This window comes from Psychrobacter sp. Arc9 (assembly GCF_041431295.1).
GTDB lineage: Bacteria > Pseudomonadota > Gammaproteobacteria > Pseudomonadales > Moraxellaceae > Psychrobacter.
On sequence record NZ_JASMRK010000006.1, the window covers coordinates 119,076 to 136,432 of the forward strand.

Consider the following 17,357-nt stretch of genomic DNA (forward strand, 5'->3'; position numbering starts at 1 on the left):
TTCATTATAAAAATAGAGCGGATTCATGAGTGATACCAAAAACAACTTAACCCATGAGCAATTTATTACCACTGCTATCGAGGCCATTAATACAGAGATATCTGCGTTAGCACTGCTAACAGAGCAGATTGACGACAGATTTGCACAAGCATGTGACATCATCCTGACTTGTAAGGGTCGAGTGGTGGTCACGGGCATGGGCAAATCAGGATTAATTGGACGCAAGATAGCAGCGACTTTTGCCTCAACGGGTACGCCTGCTTTTTTTATGCATCCTGGTGAAGCGGGGCATGGCGACTTGGGAATGCTTGTGAAAGGTGATGTACTGCTTGCTATTTCAAACTCAGGTGAGTCAGATGAAATCAAGATGCTACTGCCAGTTGTTAAGCATCTAAATATCCCTCTTATCAGTATCAGTCGTGATAAGCGCGGTATGTTACCACGAGCAGCTGACATTGTATTAACGCTCGGTCAGTCGCAAGAGGCTTGTCCACTTAATCTAGCGCCTACCTCCAGTACGACAGCTACTTTAGCGCTCGGGGATGCGTTAGCGGTTGCTTTAGTACACGCACGTAATTTCACTTCTGAAGATTTTGCATTATCGCATCCTGCTGGTGCCTTGGGTCGTCAGCTATTGACGCGTGTTGAAGATTTGATGCACACCAATTCAGAAAACTTGCCTTTGATTCATCAGCAAGCCCCATTGCAACAAGCTTTATTTACTATGTCTGCCGGACGACTGGGCATGACAGTGGTGACTGATGATAACAATAAGGTCGTCGGTGTGTTCACAGATGGTGACTTGCGCCGAGGGTTAGAGAAAGGCATCGATCTACAAACGCCAATGCATGAAGTAATGGTCAGTAATCCACGCCATATCAGTAAAACGATGCGTGCGTCAGATGCGCTTAGTGTCATGAATGAGAGTGGTATTAGCCAGTTATTGATTATTGATGATGAAGATCGTTTAGAAGCTATTATTACCGTGCATGATTTGCTGCAAGCTGGGGTCAAATAAGGTTTGTGAGTTGCCGTTGAAATAGTTAAGCTATATAGAATAACGCTTCGAAAATAAATATTAAAAAGAGACAAATAATGCAGGACTTGATACAGAAAGCTGGACAAGTAAAACTATTGGTCATGGATGTTGATGGTATTTTATCCAATGGTCAAATTATCTATGATGCCAATGGTGTTGAGACCAAAGCGTTCTCAGTACATGATGGTGTGGGTGTTAAGTCGTTAGCACGCTACGGTATTTTGACAGCCATTATTACGGGCCGTAGTAGTGCAATGGTGAATAAGCGCGCAGCAGAAATGGGCGTCAACCATGTGGTGCAAGGCCGTGATGATAAGCTTGTTGCGCTAAACGAGCTGCTATCTTCTCTAGATCCTGCCCTGAATATCACTGCTGCTGACTGTGCCTATATGGGCGATGATTTACCAGATATCAAAGCAATGCAAACAGTAGGCTTTGCGGCAACCGTACCTAATGCGCATGCTGAAGTCATCAAGCGCAGTGACATGGTAACGACTCGTGCTGGCGGTACTGGTGCAGTGCGCGAGATATGTGACCTTATTTTAAAAGGTCATGGACATTATCAAGACTTTATCGCGCATTACACGCTTGATGAGGCGCAAACTCAGGATAACCAGTCGTGAATACACGTGTCTTAATTGTATTAGCCTTAATTATTGCTGGTATCGCAGGTTGGTTTTTTCAGCAGCAAGGCGACGTAACGCCGCCAGTCAATATTGAAACAACAGATGTCGATTATGAAGCCACTGATATCAAAGCCGTGCAGACCAATGAACAAGGTGAAACCGAATACGAGCTTACCGCTGAGTCTTTGACGCATAATCCTGAGACCAATCAGGATGAAATGTCAGGCATTACCATGAATTGGGAACCATCTGCAGAGCAACGCTATCGTATTCAAGCGGGCAGTGCAGCTATTAGTCAACAGACAGGGGAGCTTAGTTTATCAGGTGGATTTACACTGGTGAGCGAAGGCAATAAGAGTACCCCTGAGATCGAACCGATAAAAGTGACTGGTAGTACGCTAAAAGGTAATACGAAATCAGGCAAAGTATACAGTGACGCGCCTGTGAAAATCGAACAAGGCATGAATCGATTTGAAGCCTCTAGTATGACTGCCAATCTTGAAACGGGTGAATATGAATTTGGCCAAGTTGCTGTTGCCTTTTCTCCATCTGAACGCCAAGACAAAGCATTGTTTTAATCAAAGTCTTTCTTATTTACTGTGTCAAAAAATAGCAGCTAGCATAAAGTTTGCAAATCCTACCACCTATTATGAAATGAGTTATTTATATGAAACTTAAATTTTTGCCTACTTTACGCGCATCAGCACTCTGCTTGCATAAATTGCGCACACTGCCAATGGTGATGTTATTGGCGCTACCGCTATATAGTCATGCGTTGCCATCAGATTCTAATCAGCAGATTAAATTGCTAGCGGATAAAGCCACTTATAGTGAGCGTACCGGCGTGACCAGTTATGCAGGTAATGTCATTATCACTCAAGGTACGTTTAAGATGACGGCTGACAACATCACGGTCAATCTTTCTCAGCAGCGTAGCATTAACTCAGCAGTAGCAACTGGCCGTCCAGCGACTATGCAGCAAGTAGTCACGCAAGAAAAGGGCTTGGCAAAAGGGCAGGCTAATAAGATTGACTACAATGCAGTGTCTGGGATTATTACGCTAACTGGCAATGCAAAGTTGGTTCAGAATGGTGCAAGCTTCGCTGGTAACGTCATTCGTTATAGCCTAAAAGCAGGTGATGTTGAAGCGACTGCTGGTGGTAATCAGCGCGTTGAATTGGTATTCCCGCCTAACAATGGTACAAATCAGAGTGGCGTACGTTAATCCAAATAAACAGGCTATGAGTAAATCAGTCTGCCTTTAGCAATGCTTAAATTTTGTGAAAGTAAGAGTAAGTTATGAGCGATGATAAAAATCTAGACCTATCGGCATCAAATACTAATACGGCGCCTGTCGCTCGATTGACTATGCAAAATCTAGGCAAGCGCTATGGAAAGCGTTGGGTGGTCAAAGACGTTTCATTTTCTGTCGAACAGGGTCAAGTTGTCGGATTGTTGGGGCCTAACGGTGCTGGTAAAACGACAAGTTTCTATATGGTGGTGGGACTGGTCAATATGGATAAGGGCCGTGTTACGCTAGGTAAAATGGATTTATCTAAATACGCAATGCACGAGCGTGCGCGTGCGGGTATCGGCTATCTACCACAAGAGGCATCAATCTTTCGTAAATTATCTATCGAAGATAATATCTTAGCTATCCTACAGACTCGTAAAGAATTAAGTAAAGCTGAACAGCATCAAGAACTTGAAAAGTTGATTGGCGAGTTCCATTTAGAACATGTGCGCAAGTCTCAGGGTATGAGCGTGTCAGGCGGTGAGCGTCGACGCTGTGAGATTGCGCGAGCATTGGCCGCTGATCCTAAGTTTATCTTATTAGATGAACCTTTCGCAGGGGTAGATCCTATCTCTGTCGGTGATATTAAAGACGTTATTTTGACGCTTAAAAATCGCGGTATTGGCGTTTTAATCACCGATCATAATGTTCGAGATACATTGGCGATTTGTGAAAAGGCTTATATCGTATCAGAAGGCGCTATCATTGCAGAAGGCACTTCGGCTGAAGTGTTAGAAAATGATTTAGTGAAATCCGTTTATCTAGGTAAAGACTTTCAAGTATAAGTGAGAGCGTTAAGTTGCTTATCTCATACTCTATTTTATATAGTGCGCTCAAAACAAAAAGGTGCCGTTAAAGTAGAGTTGTGCTGGCATAGGTTTTCCTTACTTCCTCTGCATTTTGCCTTCAAAACGCTGCGTAAAGTTATACTAACAACTTTATATTTTCTAATTAACTAATAGAGCTGGTTAACACTATTCTATATAGAGCCTGTAAGCCAGTTACTACTTATATCTACAATTAACATCTCTACAATTAATATCATCCTCTTTCAAGTACAGCTTGTAAAACTAAAGGCTGACTTATCATAACAAATATTTTTGAATCAGCGCTTATAAAGCGTGACAATACTTTCTTCATTATTCTCGATTGACCCTCTGAATAAGGCTTATAAGCTATGGCAAAAAATAAAAGCAGCTATGTCTGTCAGCATTGCGGTGCGCATTTTGGTAAATGGGCCGGGCAGTGTACGGATTGCGGGGAATGGAATAGCTTGGTCGAAGCCCCAAATGTCAGCATGCCTCATCACAATAAGAGCACCGCGAAGCCTAATAACGCACGAGCTGCTACTCGTGGTACCAGTGCGCCAGCTGGTAACTACTCTGGTACTCACAGTGCTGTCATGCCGCTTAATGCAGTAAGTGTGACGCTCGACACACGCCTACCAACTGGTATCAGTGAGTTCGATCGCGTACTGGGTGGTGGGTTAGTGGCGGGTTCCGTAGTGTTAATCGGCGGTGATCCAGGTATTGGTAAATCAACGATCTTGCTGCAAACGGCGACCAATATGGCACGGGCGGATTCACTAGCAGGTAGTGCACTATATGTGACGGGTGAAGAATCACTTGCGCAGGTAGCCATGCGAGCCAAACGTTTAGACTTGCCTGCTGATAGACTGCGTGTACTGGCCGAAACTAACGTAGAAACTATCTGCGCTGCATTAACGCAAGAGCAGCCCGCCATTGCTATTATTGATTCTATTCAGACAATTTATACGGACGCTATCAACTCTGCACCAGGTGGTGTCAGTCAGATTAGAGAGTCTGCTGCAATTTTGACCCGCTATGCTAAGCAAACGGGAACGGCACTATTTTTAGTAGGACATGTAACCAAAGAAGGTACGCTAGCGGGTCCGCGAGTATTGGAGCATATGGTTGATACCGTACTTTATTTTGAAGGCCAGTCTGACTCACGTTTTCGTATGATCCGTGCGGTCAAAAATCGCTTTGGTGCGGTTAATGAATTGGGTATCTTTGGTATGACTGATATGGGGCTCAAAGAAGTCGCCAATCCATCAGCGATATTTTTAAGTCGTTACGATAAACCTGTTGCTGGATCTGTAGTAATGGTCAGCCGTGAAGGTACAAGGCCGTTACTAGTAGAAGTGCAGGCCTTGGTCGATGATTCACAAGGTTCGCCTAGAAGAATGGCGCTAGGTTTAGACTTCCAACGTTTATCCATGTTGCTAGCAGTGATGCATCGTCACGGCGGAATACATACCAGTGGACAAGATGTCTATGTCAACGTCGTTGGTGGCGTCAAAGTCATAGAGACAGGATCTGATTTGGCCGTACTGTTGGCTTGTGCTTCAAGTATTAAAGAGAGAGCGTTACCATCTTCATTAGCAGTATTCGGCGAAGTCGGTCTATCTGGTGAAATCCGCCCAGTACCTAATGGACAAGAGCGCCTGAAGGAAGCGATGAAACATGGGTTTAAGCATGCCATCATTCCAAAGGCCAATGCGCCTGCTAAAGATGCGCCTCAGTTTAAAGGTATCAATGTGATTGCTGTTGAGCGACTCGATGATGCTATCGAAAGCGCCTTTGAGTTATAAGTTATATAGAATTAGTAGTACTTTGTTTTGAGTAGTTTAGTCGCTACTGTTAGTTTGGAACGATAAATATAGACCATAAAAAAGCCTAACTAATGATGAGTTAGGCTTTTTTTGCTAGATAGGCTAGCAATATTATTGGTCTTTAAAACTGATACCTAAAGTTAAGGTCCTGCAACGCGCTCAATAGCAACGTTACCCACGCCTTTACTCGTAATACCGAGTTTTTTGGCGGCACCATAAGATAAGTCTAATACACGGTTACCATGAAATGGGCCACGATCGTTCACTTTTACCACGACACTTTTACCATTGGTCTTGTTAGTGACTTTGACATAGCAGTTCAATGGTAATGAGCGATGCGCTGCAGTTAAACCGTTCATGTCAAAAGTTTCGCCACTGGCAGTCTTGCGACCATGAAACTTACGACCATACCAAGACGCAAGACCAGTCTGCTTGAACTTACTGACAGAGTTAGAAGCAACAGCTGTTAAGCGCTCTAATACATCTTCATCATTGGTAACTTGTGTCGTATCATTGGCTAACAATGAGCTGCTAAGTGCCAATGAAGTCGGCTGACGGGCTGACTTTACCAAACTTGATGCACCATCATGCTGACGGCTTAGTTCACCAAGTACACGGTCAATGTGGGAGGCGTTATCTTGCGAAATCATAGCAAGTGTGGTCTTTGCTTCTACAGCATTTGCATTGGTAGCGACTGCAGAGCCAGCAAATAACATTGCTGACATTGTAAGTAAACCAGATAAACGCTTGTTCATAAATACCTCTATAACTTATACATCAAAACCTAACTCTAAATATTTTAGATTGAGCATGGTATTAATCTATTATTTTCATATTGATTAATGCGTGGCTCTTATAGATATTAATATATGGTAATTTTTCATTTCATTATCATCAGTGTTCAGCAGAAATAGAGCTAAAGCGACTGATGATACGCTCAAATGATAGTTAGCGATAAGCATTGAATACAAAGTCCAAAATCAGGACTGAGTGACAATGTCACTATATGTCGTATTTACATGATGTGCGATCTACAAACTTTTTTAGAATGCTACGTTAATAAAAGGTTCAGAGGACATCGCGTATCGCTTTGTTATCAAACCGTTAATTAAGTAGTGTATTTGAAAGTCTGGAATCTACAAGATGCTAACTATACGGCTACGCTACAACCTAAATATATTTAAATGCAAAGTTTATTAGTAGCTATGTACGGGTTATGTATCAGAGTACAGTAAAACGAGGTTAACGCAATTTTTTGTAAAAAACAAGGAATAAAATCTTTCTGAACTTATAGGCGATTAACTCATATTGAAAATCATGTCTATTTACTATTAAAAATAAGAGGCACTAAAACGAACAATTATTTCAGATTTGTAACTATTATTATCTATACGAACATAAATTATATGAAGATCATTAAAATAAAAAAGCCATAGCGCTAAGAATAAAACTCTTCTTCGCATTATGGCTCATTGTCTTTTATCAAATCATTAGTAGTACAAAGCAATTTATCTTAATGGTACTACCATGATTATTACAACGACTTACTCGAAAGACGAATTATACAGAAAGTATCCTATCCCAGTTAGCCAGATTTATGTGTATGGATAGACATGAGTAAGCCAAATCCTGCCATCAGAGTCACGATAGCCGTACCACCATAACTAATAAATGGTAGTGGAACACCTACGACAGGCAAAATACCGCCAACCATGCCGACATTGACGAATATATAAACAAAGAAAGACATGGCGATAGCACCAGCCAACAATCTGCTGTAAACATCAGGATGAGTGAAAGCGATATATAAGGCGCGTGATAAAAGGCAGAAATAAATGAACATCAGTAGCATCACACCGAGTAAACCAAACTCTTCGGAGAAGGCGGCAATAATAAAGTCAGTATGGCCTTCTGGTAGGAAATGTAGGTGTGATTGCGTGCCTTCCAGATAGCCTTTTCCAGTGAGGCCACCAGAGCCAATGGCTGTCTTTGATTGAATGATGTTCCATCCAGCACCTTGTACATCTGCTTCAGGATTAAGGAGTGTTAATACCCGCGTACGCTGATAGTCATGAAGTAAAAAGTTCCAAGCAAAAGCAATAAACGGCACAGCTAAAATTACAGCAGCAGAAATCAATCGCCACGAGAGGCCTGCTAAGAAAAGCACAAATATGCCGCTAGCAGCGACCAGTAACGACGTACCAAGATCAGGCTCTTTAGCAATTAATAGCACCGGTACAATGATCAATGCTAAGGTGATAGCAATGCTAGATGCTGACGGTGGCAAATCACGCTTAGACAAAAACCAAGCACACATCATTGGCATACCAAGCTTCATAAACTCTGAAGGCTGCACACTACCGAACCCAGGCAAATTGATCCAGCGCTGAGCACCCATACGTACTTCACCGATAATATCTACCAATACCAATAATATAAGTCCTAAGACATAAAATATGGGCGTAAAAGTACGATAGAGACTGGGCGGTATCTGCGCCATGGTAAACATTACCGCGAATGCCACTCCATAACTGACCATTTGGCGAATAACCATACCAATATCTTGGCTGGCGGCGCTGTATAGAATCGTCAGACCAATACAACAAACCGTCAATAACAGTAAAGTTAACCATGGGTCGATATGAATACGTTGCCATAGCGTCGGTGCATGACCTTGACCCAAATGATGGCTCTGACGTGAAAAACGATATTGCGGGTTAGAAGACATAGGCAGAATTTGGCTAACAATTGGTGTAGGAGGGAAGTACTAACTAAATTATCTCATTGTAAATAATGATGAGAAGCGTACTTAAAAGTACCGACTTTAATAAAAGTATGCGAGCACGCGATGGCTATATAATTCACAAATAATAATAAAGTCACTCAATTATAAAAGTTGTAGGGATAAGTGTTAATTATCAATATTGGACTTCAAATTAGAAGCGATAGTTTAGCCTGCTTGTTGAAAATTTGATAGTATCGATAAAACGTTTTTAGCGGTAGTTTATTGCAATGATAAAATCAAAAATCCATGCGTATAGGCAAATTTGCCAACCTATTATCACCCTTATCCTATGTGCTGGCAGTGTCAGTGCTCATGCCGTTATTATTAGTGACGATAGTGAACGCCGTATTCAAATACGTCAAAGTAGTGGTACAAGTGATAATATTAATGCGTATATAACACCTTCTACCAACAGCTCAAATCAGCGTCCTGGTGTCACCATGTTGAGTGGGGCGAATACATCAAGTGGCGACAGTATGCAAAACTTGATTGTACAAAAGCAGCGTGATTTCGAGATTGATGCTAGGTTGTCCATTGAAGAAAACAAACGTGTGAATGTAGTGAGACGCGGTACTACTTATAGTACAGCAAACAACACCTATAATGGTGCTTATAACGATTCTATGAATATGGACTTTAATGCATGGTTAAATAGCAATAGTTATCGTGCCAGACAAGTAGCAGAGTATGAGCGTTATCTTAGCGCACGAGTCGGATCACAGAATGTACCGCCATTGTCTCAACTGCTGACGACTGCCCGTAGTTGGAGTAAATGCGGATATGAGCCTTATCAACTGCCACCTCAAGAACTATGGTCTAACATTGTACCAACATTACGCCTTTATAGTGAGTTGAAAAACCAAGGTATTTTACCACTTAGTAGTGAGATACGTTCGGTATATCGTAACCCAGGTTTGAATGATTGTGCAGGCGGGGCAGACGGTAGTAAGCATATGAATGCAAGTGCTATCGATATATGGGTACCTGAGTATGAAGACAATCTATGGCGCTTGAGTACCATGCATGATGGCTTATGTCAGTTTTGGCAGTATCAAGGACAGCCTTATAACTTTGGCTTAGGATTATATGCGACAGGGGCTATTCATTTAGATACTGATGGTTATCGCAAATGGGGATTCAATCACGCTAGTAGTTCCTCTTCTTGCCGCTATTAATTGATTTATCAAGAATCGAGAATTCAAATAATTATAAAGTTAGCCGGGATAACGCTAGATATATATTCATTTTTATATATACTATTCCGGTGTTTACTAAAAATAATAATTTTGTAATTATTTGGTAGGATTCATAGGATAGACGCATGAGTTCATTAAAAATTTGTTTGGTCTTTAAAAACTATGCTTTAATAATATCTGTTATCAATCGCCTTTATATTTTCATGGCTTATAAAGAAAACCACCAAATTTACTTTAAGCGAAAACTATGAAAAATCAGCGCTTGACAATGAAAAACTATCATAAATTAAATAACGAGAAGCAAAGTTTTTTGCACTCGAACTATAAGTATGGCGCTTTGTTTACTTCTGCACTTATGTCGGTATTATTGATTAATGCGTGTAGTACAGAGATGTCCTCTGAAAACAATATGATAGTGACGGATAAAGCTGATAGACATATACAAAGCTCTAAAGAGATAGAAGATAGTATCAAGAACTCTTACGCTCGTTTAGCCTCTAAGCGCTCTGATGTCTGTCCAAAATTAATTCAAGAAGAAACAGGTAATCAGGTTATCGAACGTATATCAGAGGTCATGGTAAATGACTACTGTGATTATTTCTTATATCCGCGAGAGGGTCAGCGCCTCAATGTTAAAGTAGATAACCGTCAAATAGAAGCGCTATTAATTGTGCCGACGCTACATAACTTTGCCAATGGTAATTATAAAGTGACGTCTTATGATAAGCATGTTATCCGTTTGAGCTATAACGGGGCTACCCATAAGCCTGAGCATTTTGTCTATGATGTTGCGCTAAAAATTTCTGACGCCAAGTATTCCTAATGCCAAGCATTAAGAATGTTCTGCTTCTTATTTAAAGATTATAGCCGTTCAAATATTTAAATGGACATATTATGAGTAGTATTTTTTACCATTTATAATACGTCCATTGGATTGATAACGCTTATTTCTAATATTGCTTCCTAGCGATTTATTTCTTACTGGTTTTTTCTACCACTTTCTTTTCTTTCCAAGGATCTTCTTGCCCAACCGTAACTATTAAAAAGTTATCAGGCTTTAGCGTATCTCGCATGGTTTGATTGACCTCTGAAAGTGTGACTTGATCAATGCGATTGGTATAGTCAGCTAAGTAATTATTCGGCAATTGGTAAAAATTCATCATTCCAAGTAAGCTATTAATACCAGCATTGCTCGCAAACCCCATCGGGAAGCTGTTTTTCAAATTATCTGTAGTTAAGCGCATCTCCTCATTGGTGATACCCTTGTCTAGCGTCTCATTGATAACCGCTAAGCTTGCATCAATAGCCGCACGCGCCTTGTCATTACGTGTTGAAAAACCAATCTGGTAGGGACCTCGAGAGAGCATCGGATTCATCGATCCCGAGATTCCATAAGTATAGCCGAGGTTCTGTCTTACCTCCGTCATTAGTCGCGCATTAAAGTCACTGCCTGCCATGACTTCGTTTCCAACAGCAAAGTTGGTCTGCTGCTGCTGTGCTATTGGGTCAGTTGCCCGTTTACTACCCAGCTGTCCCATGAGTACAGTGGTTTGAGTGCTTGGGAATGGAATATGAACGTGCTGCGCTTTAGTCAGCGGTTTCGGCTCAGGTAAATCAGTGGCAGCTTGGCCGGTAGGCAATTTAGCAGTGATGTCTTCTGCCAGTTTTTTGGCTTGTTTTAATGTCAGGTTGCCGGTCATAGCAACAGACGCGTTTGCTGCAACTAGATATTTATTTTTAAAGTCTATCAGTTGTTGCTTCTCAATCGTAGGAACGCTTTCTAGCGTGCCGACTGATGGATGCGCGTAAGGGTGAGTACCATATAGAGCCTCGTTGAAAGCGATACTTGCTAAGCTATTGGGATTTTGTTTTTGTTGCTGCAGGCCTACCAACAGTCTTGCTTTATTGCGAGCTAGAACTTGCTCGTCAAAGGTAGGTTCACTCACCATCTGTGTCATTAAGTCAATGGCTGGCAGGAGATGCTTATCATCAGATAGGCTACGCAGTGAAACAATAAACATATCCTTATAGGCGCTACTGCTTAGATTGATGCCCAACGTTTCCACTGCACGAGTAAATGCATTTTCATCTAGGCTTTTTGAGCCCTGTTCGAGCATCGTCGCTGTCATATTCGCAATACCAAAACCATCCTTTTTGATACTACCATCACGCGCGCTACCAGCATTAAAACGCAAATCAACATCGACAATTGGCAAGGTGGTCGTTTGTACAAACATAACAGGTACGCCAGACTTGGTCTTAAACTGTTGAATGGTCGGTACGGTGACTTTTAAAGGTTTGTCATCGGCTAAGCTGGTCAGTTTAGATAGAGCAGCAATTGGCGCACTTGCATCGACTGCAGCAGGTGAGCGGTAATCTTCAGCAGCTGTTGTATCAGCTTGAGCAGTAGTAGCCAAGATGCTAAAAGCAAAAATTACGCTAGCACTGAGATAAGATCCCTTTTTAGATGCGATAGTGCTTCTTATAGAGGCTGAAGCAGTTTTAAAAGATTTTGGTTTTGCTTTAGAGTCGTATTTATTCTGAATCATGAGTTTCTTCTTATTAAGAATACGGTGCTATGGCCATTTTTATGAGACGTTTGATAATAGGCAGCGACTATTTCGCTGGGGTTTTACTGTCTTTAGGTGGCACGACATGCATCACCGTCAAGTTGTCTTTGACCAAATATTTTTTGCTGGCAGCCTGAATGTCAGCCACACTGATACCGTCGAGCTTAGCTGGTAACTTAGCAAGCAGTCTGTCATCTAGACCGATAGATTGTAACGAGCCAATCATACGTGCCTGTCCTTCCATGCTGTCTTGCGCATAAATCAAACCAGTAACCGTATTGGTCTTGGCGCGACTGATCTCGTCATCGGCAATAGGATCGGTTTTTAGCTTTTCTATTTCCGAAGTTATAGCTTGTTGTGCTTGCTCTAAGCTGACGCCTTCACGCGGTGTTGCTTGAATCAAAAACAGCCCATCACCGCGATCTAGCAAGTCGTAAGAAGTACCAACCGTCGTCAATATACCTTGCTCACGTATCAGTCGACTCTCTAAGCGTGCAGATAAGCCGCCATCGAGCACATCTTGCGCAAGTGAAAGGGCATAAGCTTGTTTTTCATTGTTGGTGCCTGCCGTGGCAAGGCTTGGCACGTTGTAACCCATCAGTAGAACGGGCACTTGAACGGCTTGCTCAGAGTCTACCTTTTGATAACCACGGAAGCCTTTTTGAGTCACAGAGGTACGTTTGGGTAGGTTGCTTTTTTCTAAATCACCAAAGTAACGTTTGACTTGAGTAAGTACTTCTTGTGGTTGCACGTCGCCGACGATGACTAACGTTGCATTATTTGGTGCATACCATGTCTTATACCAGTTTTTTAGATCTGAAAGTTTGATCGATTCTAGCTCGTTCATAGGCCCAATAACAGACTCACCCTTTGGACTATCAGGTAAGGCCAGCAGACGAAATGACTCATACGCTTTGGCAAGCGGATTGTCATCAGTACGTTGGCGGCGCTCCTCCATGACCACTTGATGCTCTTTTACAAATTCTTTTTCATCGAATATAAGGTTTTTCATGCGATCTGCTTCAAGCTCTAGCGCTAACGGCATACGATTGGCAGGGAATAGCTCGTAGTATCCGGTATAGTCATAGCTGGTAAAGGCATTATTGACACCACCAAACTTAGCAATTAGCCGCTCATAATCATCACTAGAGACATTGGTCGTGCCCTTAAACATCATGTGCTCGAGTAAGTGAGAGATACCACCTTTATCAAGAGGCTCATCTGCTGAGCCCACTCGGTACCAGATTTGTGTCATAGCGACTGGGGCACGGTGGTCTTCTTTTATGACGGCTTTTAGACCATTTTCTAACTGATATTCATGTCGACCTGACATATCCATTGTCAACTCAGACGGCTGAGTGTCTTTGCTCGTTTTATTTTCATCTGATATGTTTTGAGCCAAGCTATCGGTTGCGATTGAGCTTGTCGCAGTTGCAGAATTAGTAGGCATCGTGTTGGTTTGACACGCAGTAAGTGACGCTGCTACTACTAAGGCACAAGCCATGCGTAATGGCGCAGCTGCTATAGGTAAAGACAATGGCATGGTATGGTCTACTTATATAGAATAATAATAGAAGAATTAAATGCTAATCATAGTGATAGAAGACATTACAAAGAAGTCTGAGCACCAACCATAACGCTAGCAGTCGGTCTAAACTCTTGCGTCGTCGTGCAACCTGTCACCAATATAGTCGTCGTTAATAAAACAGCTACACTGATGCTGCTGATTTTTTTGTAGTGCTTAGAGAGTAATGACATAACGGATTCCTAATAAGTATTTATCGAATAAGTCTTGGTAGAGTAGGCGAAGTCTGACAAGTAACAGGTCAGAATTTTGTGTCCAAACCTTAAGCAAAACTTTCTCAAATCATCGAGTGATTTTTTAAACAGATAGATTTTGACGATAGTCTAATAGGGTAAGGGCTGAGCATGACTTGAATTATGCTAAAATAGGTCAAAATTAGATGTCATGTCGCTCGTAGCCAGATGACAACCTATAAATCCATTAACAATAAACAAATAATTGATCGTGATAACTTTTAGGGCAAATTTATGAACAACCCAAACAATAGCAACCGCGTAGTCATTAACCTTGATGCTGGTCTTGACGACTTAGATGACGATGATATTACCTTACCCAGTCTACCGGTGCAATCTGTGCCCATTATTGATGAAACAGAAAATATTGCTCCGCAAAAGGACAGTATGGTAAACCAAGACGTCTCTAGTAATGATGCTGCGGACAATATTGCTTTAGCGACGCCAATTGTTATGACAGAAGAGCATAATGTCCCTAAAGGTAATTCTGAAAGCTTTTCGAGCGCTAAAGAGACAGCCGCTGCTACAAGTCAAACTAATACTGCGTCAACCATTCCTGCTATGCCATTGCAAGAGCAGTTGGGTGATACACCAAGCGTAAACCCAGTGGCTGACAGTAATGTACAGGCAGCTACTACCAAAGAGCCTGCTACAGAGTTACAAGAGTCACAAGAGACTAAAGAAAATAAGAAAAAGGGCAGCTGGTTTAACCGTATGAAAACGGGCCTCAGTAAGTCACGCAAAAACTTAGCCGAAGGCATGGTCAGTATCTTAATCGGTGGCAAAGAGATTGATGATGAGCTATTAGAAGAAGTCGAAGATCAGCTATTGGTAGCCGATATTGGCGTCAACGCGACAAACCGTATCATCAAGAGCCTCACCGAGCAGACAGATCGTGGTGACTTGATCTATGCACACTCTCTATATAAAGCATTGCAAAGTGAGTTGGTTGATATCCTTACACCGAAAGTTGAGCCATTGGTGATTGATACTAGCAAAAAGCCGTTTGTTATATTGGTAGTAGGGGTCAATGGCGTAGGGAAAACCACAACGATTGGTAAGCTTGCCAAGCGCCTACAAGGTGAAGGCAAATCAGTCATGCTGGCAGCGGGCGATACGTTCCGTGCGGCAGCTACTGAGCAGCTACAGATTTGGGGCGAGCGCAATCATATTCCAGTAGTGGCGCAAGGTCATGGTTCTGACAGCGCTTCTGTCATTTTTGATGCAATGCAGTCAGCCAAAGCAAAAAATATCGATGTGCTTATCGCCGATACTGCGGGACGTCTGCAAAACAAGACACATTTAATGGCAGAGTTGGAGAAAGTCGTACGTGTCATGCGTAAAGCGGATCCAAGTGCCCCGCATGAAGGTATGATTGTGCTAGATGCTGGCACGGGTCAAAATGCTATCAACCAAGTCGAGCTGTTTAACAAAGTTGTGCCACTGACAGGTATTACTATTACTAAGCTAGACGGTACTGCTAAAGGTGGTGTGGTATTTAATATTGCCGAAACGACAGATGTGCCTATCCGCTATATCGGTGTGGGTGAGTCGATTGATGACTTGCGTTCTTTTAGTCCGAAACAATTTGTCGCCGCTTTGTTCGAGACCGACGATAAAGAATAAGAGAGCCAGTTTTAATTGGTAAATCATTTTTGAGATAATTTGGAAGTAGACGCTATGATAGTTACCACAGCAGCCTTTGGGTCACATCGATTAACACTGATTGCTCGTGTCAATGGGCATGGTCAGCCTATGCTCGTTGAAGCCAACTGGCTGCTGGCAGGTAACTCATGGCATAGCTCAAAATCTGTACCCAAACTTAAAAAGTACTATGGCCTGACAGACGAAGACTTTACCTTTATAGATAAAAATAGCCTAAGCATGAATGAACCTGCTCAAGCGTTATTAATAGAAACGATTTTTCAACTTAAAGACTATGCTGATGGTAAACGTAAGACATTGGATTTGCCTTTAGACTTCTCTATGGGTACTGAGTTCCAGCAAAGAGTATGGCAGGCACTACAAGGTATTGAGTATGGCGAAACCATCAGCTATGCCACACTCGCGCAGCGTGTCAACAGTCCAAAGGGATTCCGTGCGGTTGCGCAGGCCAATGGCAAAAATCCTTTTAGCATTATCGTGCCTTGTCATCGAGTGATTGCGAGCGACGGCAAGCTTGGTGGTTATACAGGCGGGCTAGATAAAAAAGAGTATTTACTAGCGCTAGAAGGCAGTTGGACATAAAACTGAGTCCAAATCTGTCTTAATAAAAAAGGGCCAAATACTTTTAGTATCTGGCCCTTTTTACTGAACAATTAATAAGTTTATGCTTCAAGCTGAGCCATGACGTCAGCAGAGATGTTCACGTTAGTATAAACTTCTTGCACATCATCAGCATCTTCTAACATATCAATCATCTTCATGATCTTTTCAGCATCATCGACATTGTCGATCTCAGCCGTGGTAGATGGTGACATAGTGACCTCGGCGTTGTCAGAAATAAGACCAGCCGCATTAAGGGCATCTTGGACTTGACCAAAACTTTCCCATTCAGTAATAACGAGCAAGCTTTCACCATCGTTTTCGATATCAACGGCGCCCGCATCTAGTGCAACGAGCATGACCTCATCTTCTAAACTAACATCGTTAAAAGTAATTTCGCCACGTTTAGTGAATAAATACGCAACTGAGCCTGATGTGCCAAGATTACCATCATTCTTGGTAAAAGCATGACGTACTTCGCTGACCGTACGGTTAAGGTTATCAGTCATGGTTTCGACCAATACAGCCACACCACCAACACCATAACCCTCGTAACTGACTTCTTCCATATTCTCATTATCGCCGCCACCTGTACCACGATCGACAGCACGATTAATCGTGTCGCGCGTCATATTGACGGATAGGGCTTTTTCGATAACGGCACGTAAGCGTGGGTTTTTGTCAGGATCGGGATCGCCTTGTTTGGCAGCTGAAACGATTTCACGAATAATCTTGGTAAATATCTTACCTCTTACTGCATCCTGACGGGCTTTGCGGTGTTTAATATTTGCCCATTTTGAATGGCCTGCCATATAACATCCTTAAGTTCTACATACTATTTTTATGGGTAAAAAGAGTGATCAACAACAACCTTCGATATCTGATTGCCTGATTTTATACTATCATTACTTTGTCTATTTGAGGTAGTAGCGCTACTAGCACGTTAACGATTTGTATGTTGTTGAGAGTGCTTTTTTGCTACACTGTGGCAACTTATAGATTGTATTCACTGTGATAGGTGAGCGATATTATAAACCAGTTTTAGCTATTTTGACCAACTTGCCCTTATCCATCACATTTTAAGTCATTGCGTGCTATCAAGCCATTGATTTTATAAAGTACTGATTCT

The 17,357-nt window shown here is 42.1% G+C and carries 15 protein-coding genes and 1 pseudogene; 10 read left to right on the forward strand and 6 right to left on the reverse strand.

The window, feature by feature from the left end; all coding sequences use genetic code 11:
* The first annotated feature begins 25 nt into the window (after nt 1-25).
* The 6 genes from QO187_RS05210 (at nt 26) to radA (ending at nt 5,573) form a co-directional block, all read left to right on the forward strand.
* The gene (locus tag QO187_RS05210) at nt 26-1,018 is read left to right on the forward strand and encodes an SIS domain-containing protein (protein WP_102094538.1); all 993 of its coding nucleotides are present in this window, start codon (nt 26-28) and stop codon (nt 1,016-1,018) included.
* A gap of 77 nt (nt 1,019-1,095) precedes the next feature.
* Entirely contained in the window at nt 1,096-1,662 is a 567-nt protein-coding gene (locus QO187_RS05215) for an HAD family hydrolase (protein WP_102094539.1), read from the forward strand.
* Nucleotides 1,659-2,243, forward strand: coding sequence for an LPS export ABC transporter periplasmic protein LptC (lptC, locus tag QO187_RS05220; RefSeq protein WP_102094540.1), 585 nt, complete (start codon nt 1,659-1,661; stop codon nt 2,241-2,243). Before QO187_RS05215 ends, lptC begins: the two co-directional genes overlap by 4 nt.
* Before the next feature lie 158 nt (nt 2,244-2,401).
* Nucleotides 2,402-2,890: a lipopolysaccharide transport periplasmic protein LptA gene (gene lptA, locus QO187_RS05225; RefSeq protein WP_179799007.1), complete on the forward strand. Its 489-nt coding sequence runs from the start codon at nt 2,402-2,404 to the stop codon at nt 2,888-2,890.
* Nucleotides 2,891-3,033: 143 nt separating this feature from the next.
* Nucleotides 3,034-3,744 carry an LPS export ABC transporter ATP-binding protein gene (gene lptB / locus QO187_RS05230; RefSeq protein ID WP_371547716.1) on the forward strand — a complete coding sequence of 237 codons (711 nt, stop codon included), beginning with the start codon at nt 3,034-3,036 and terminating at the stop codon, nt 3,742-3,744.
* Nucleotides 3,745-4,136: 392 nt separating this feature from the next.
* The gene (gene radA, locus QO187_RS05235; RefSeq protein WP_102094543.1) at nt 4,137-5,573 is read left to right on the forward strand and encodes a DNA repair protein RadA; all 1,437 of its coding nucleotides are present in this window, start codon (nt 4,137-4,139) and stop codon (nt 5,571-5,573) included.
* A 161-nt stretch (nt 5,574-5,734) separates the two neighbouring features.
* Here the strand turns inward: radA and QO187_RS05240 are convergent.
* A pseudogene (locus tag QO187_RS05240) lies at nt 5,735-6,076 on the reverse strand (septal ring lytic transglycosylase RlpA family protein); the annotation flags it as partial.
* Between the two features lie 1,103 nt (nt 6,077-7,179).
* On the reverse strand, nt 7,180-8,322 hold the full coding sequence (gene rodA / locus QO187_RS05245) for a rod shape-determining protein RodA (protein WP_057760433.1): 1,143 nt from the start codon (nt 8,320-8,322) through the stop codon (nt 7,180-7,182).
* 284 nt (nt 8,323-8,606) lie between these two features.
* Between rodA and QO187_RS05250 the strand changes: the two genes are divergently transcribed.
* Both QO187_RS05250 and QO187_RS05255 read left to right on the forward strand, forming a co-directional pair.
* Nucleotides 8,607-9,554, forward strand: coding sequence for a D-Ala-D-Ala carboxypeptidase family metallohydrolase (locus QO187_RS05250; RefSeq protein ID WP_102093393.1), 948 nt, complete (start codon nt 8,607-8,609; stop codon nt 9,552-9,554).
* Nucleotides 9,555-9,822: 268 nt separating this feature from the next.
* Nucleotides 9,823-10,398 carry a hypothetical protein gene (locus QO187_RS05255; protein WP_102093395.1) on the forward strand — a complete coding sequence of 192 codons (576 nt, stop codon included), beginning with the start codon at nt 9,823-9,825 and terminating at the stop codon, nt 10,396-10,398.
* 148 nt (nt 10,399-10,546) lie between these two features.
* Here QO187_RS05255 and QO187_RS05260 read toward each other — a convergent pair whose 3' ends face one another.
* From QO187_RS05260 to QO187_RS05270, 3 genes are all read right to left on the reverse strand, one after another.
* A complete protein-coding gene (locus QO187_RS05260; RefSeq protein WP_102093396.1) occupies nt 10,547-12,124 on the reverse strand; it encodes a pitrilysin family protein in 1,578 nt (525 codons plus the stop codon).
* Between the two features lie 67 nt (nt 12,125-12,191).
* Complete coding sequence (locus tag QO187_RS05265) at nt 12,192-13,688, reverse strand: pitrilysin family protein (protein WP_102093398.1); 1,497 nt, start codon at nt 13,686-13,688, stop codon at nt 12,192-12,194.
* Between the two features lie 65 nt (nt 13,689-13,753).
* On the reverse strand, nt 13,754-13,903 hold the full coding sequence (locus QO187_RS05270; protein WP_165598598.1) for a hypothetical protein: 150 nt from the start codon (nt 13,901-13,903) through the stop codon (nt 13,754-13,756).
* 294 nt (nt 13,904-14,197) lie between these two features.
* On the opposite strand from QO187_RS05270, the gene ftsY reads away from it, so the two are divergent.
* The gene (gene ftsY, locus QO187_RS05275; protein ID WP_102091779.1) at nt 14,198-15,589 is read left to right on the forward strand and encodes a signal recognition particle-docking protein FtsY; all 1,392 of its coding nucleotides are present in this window, start codon (nt 14,198-14,200) and stop codon (nt 15,587-15,589) included.
* A 54-nt stretch (nt 15,590-15,643) separates the two neighbouring features.
* Nucleotides 15,644-16,210 (forward strand): methylated-DNA--[protein]-cysteine S-methyltransferase, encoded by a 567-nt coding sequence (locus QO187_RS05280; RefSeq protein ID WP_057760425.1) that lies wholly within the window; start codon nt 15,644-15,646, stop codon nt 16,208-16,210.
* Between the two features lie 80 nt (nt 16,211-16,290).
* Here the strand turns inward: QO187_RS05280 and QO187_RS05285 are convergent, their stop codons facing one another.
* Nucleotides 16,291-17,040 (reverse strand): YebC/PmpR family DNA-binding transcriptional regulator, encoded by a 750-nt coding sequence (locus QO187_RS05285; RefSeq protein ID WP_102093400.1) that lies wholly within the window; start codon nt 17,038-17,040, stop codon nt 16,291-16,293.
* Between the last annotated feature and the right edge of the window lie 317 nt (nt 17,041-17,357).

Excerpts from the sequence above, each read along its gene's own strand:
- QO187_RS05210 (WP_102094538.1), top strand. The coding sequence starts at position 26 with ATGAGTGATACCAAAAACAACTTAACCCATGAGCAATTTATTACCACT.
- QO187_RS05250 (WP_102093393.1), top strand. The coding sequence starts at position 8,607 with ATGATAAAATCAAAAATCCATGCGTATAGGCAAATTTGCCAACCTATT.
- QO187_RS05280 (WP_057760425.1), top strand. The coding sequence starts at position 15,644 with ATGATAGTTACCACAGCAGCCTTTGGGTCACATCGATTAACACTGATT.
- lptA (WP_179799007.1), top strand. The coding sequence starts at position 2,402 with ATGGTGATGTTATTGGCGCTACCGCTATATAGTCATGCGTTGCCATCA.
- radA (WP_102094543.1), top strand. The coding sequence starts at position 4,137 with ATGGCAAAAAATAAAAGCAGCTATGTCTGTCAGCATTGCGGTGCGCAT.
- QO187_RS05215 (WP_102094539.1), top strand. The coding sequence starts at position 1,096 with ATGCAGGACTTGATACAGAAAGCTGGACAAGTAAAACTATTGGTCATG.
- QO187_RS05255 (WP_102093395.1), top strand. The coding sequence starts at position 9,823 with ATGAAAAATCAGCGCTTGACAATGAAAAACTATCATAAATTAAATAAC.
- rodA (WP_057760433.1), bottom strand. The coding sequence starts at position 8,322 with ATGTCTTCTAACCCGCAATATCGTTTTTCACGTCAGAGCCATCATTTG.
- ftsY (WP_102091779.1), top strand. The coding sequence starts at position 14,198 with ATGAACAACCCAAACAATAGCAACCGCGTAGTCATTAACCTTGATGCT.
- QO187_RS05260 (WP_102093396.1), bottom strand. The coding sequence starts at position 12,124 with ATGATTCAGAATAAATACGACTCTAAAGCAAAACCAAAATCTTTTAAA.
- QO187_RS05265 (WP_102093398.1), bottom strand. The coding sequence starts at position 13,688 with ATGCCATTGTCTTTACCTATAGCAGCTGCGCCATTACGCATGGCTTGT.
- lptB (WP_371547716.1), top strand. The coding sequence starts at position 3,034 with ATGCAAAATCTAGGCAAGCGCTATGGAAAGCGTTGGGTGGTCAAAGAC.
- QO187_RS05285 (WP_102093400.1), bottom strand. The coding sequence starts at position 17,040 with ATGGCAGGCCATTCAAAATGGGCAAATATTAAACACCGCAAAGCCCGT.
- QO187_RS05270 (WP_165598598.1), bottom strand. The coding sequence starts at position 13,903 with ATGTCATTACTCTCTAAGCACTACAAAAAAATCAGCAGCATCAGTGTA.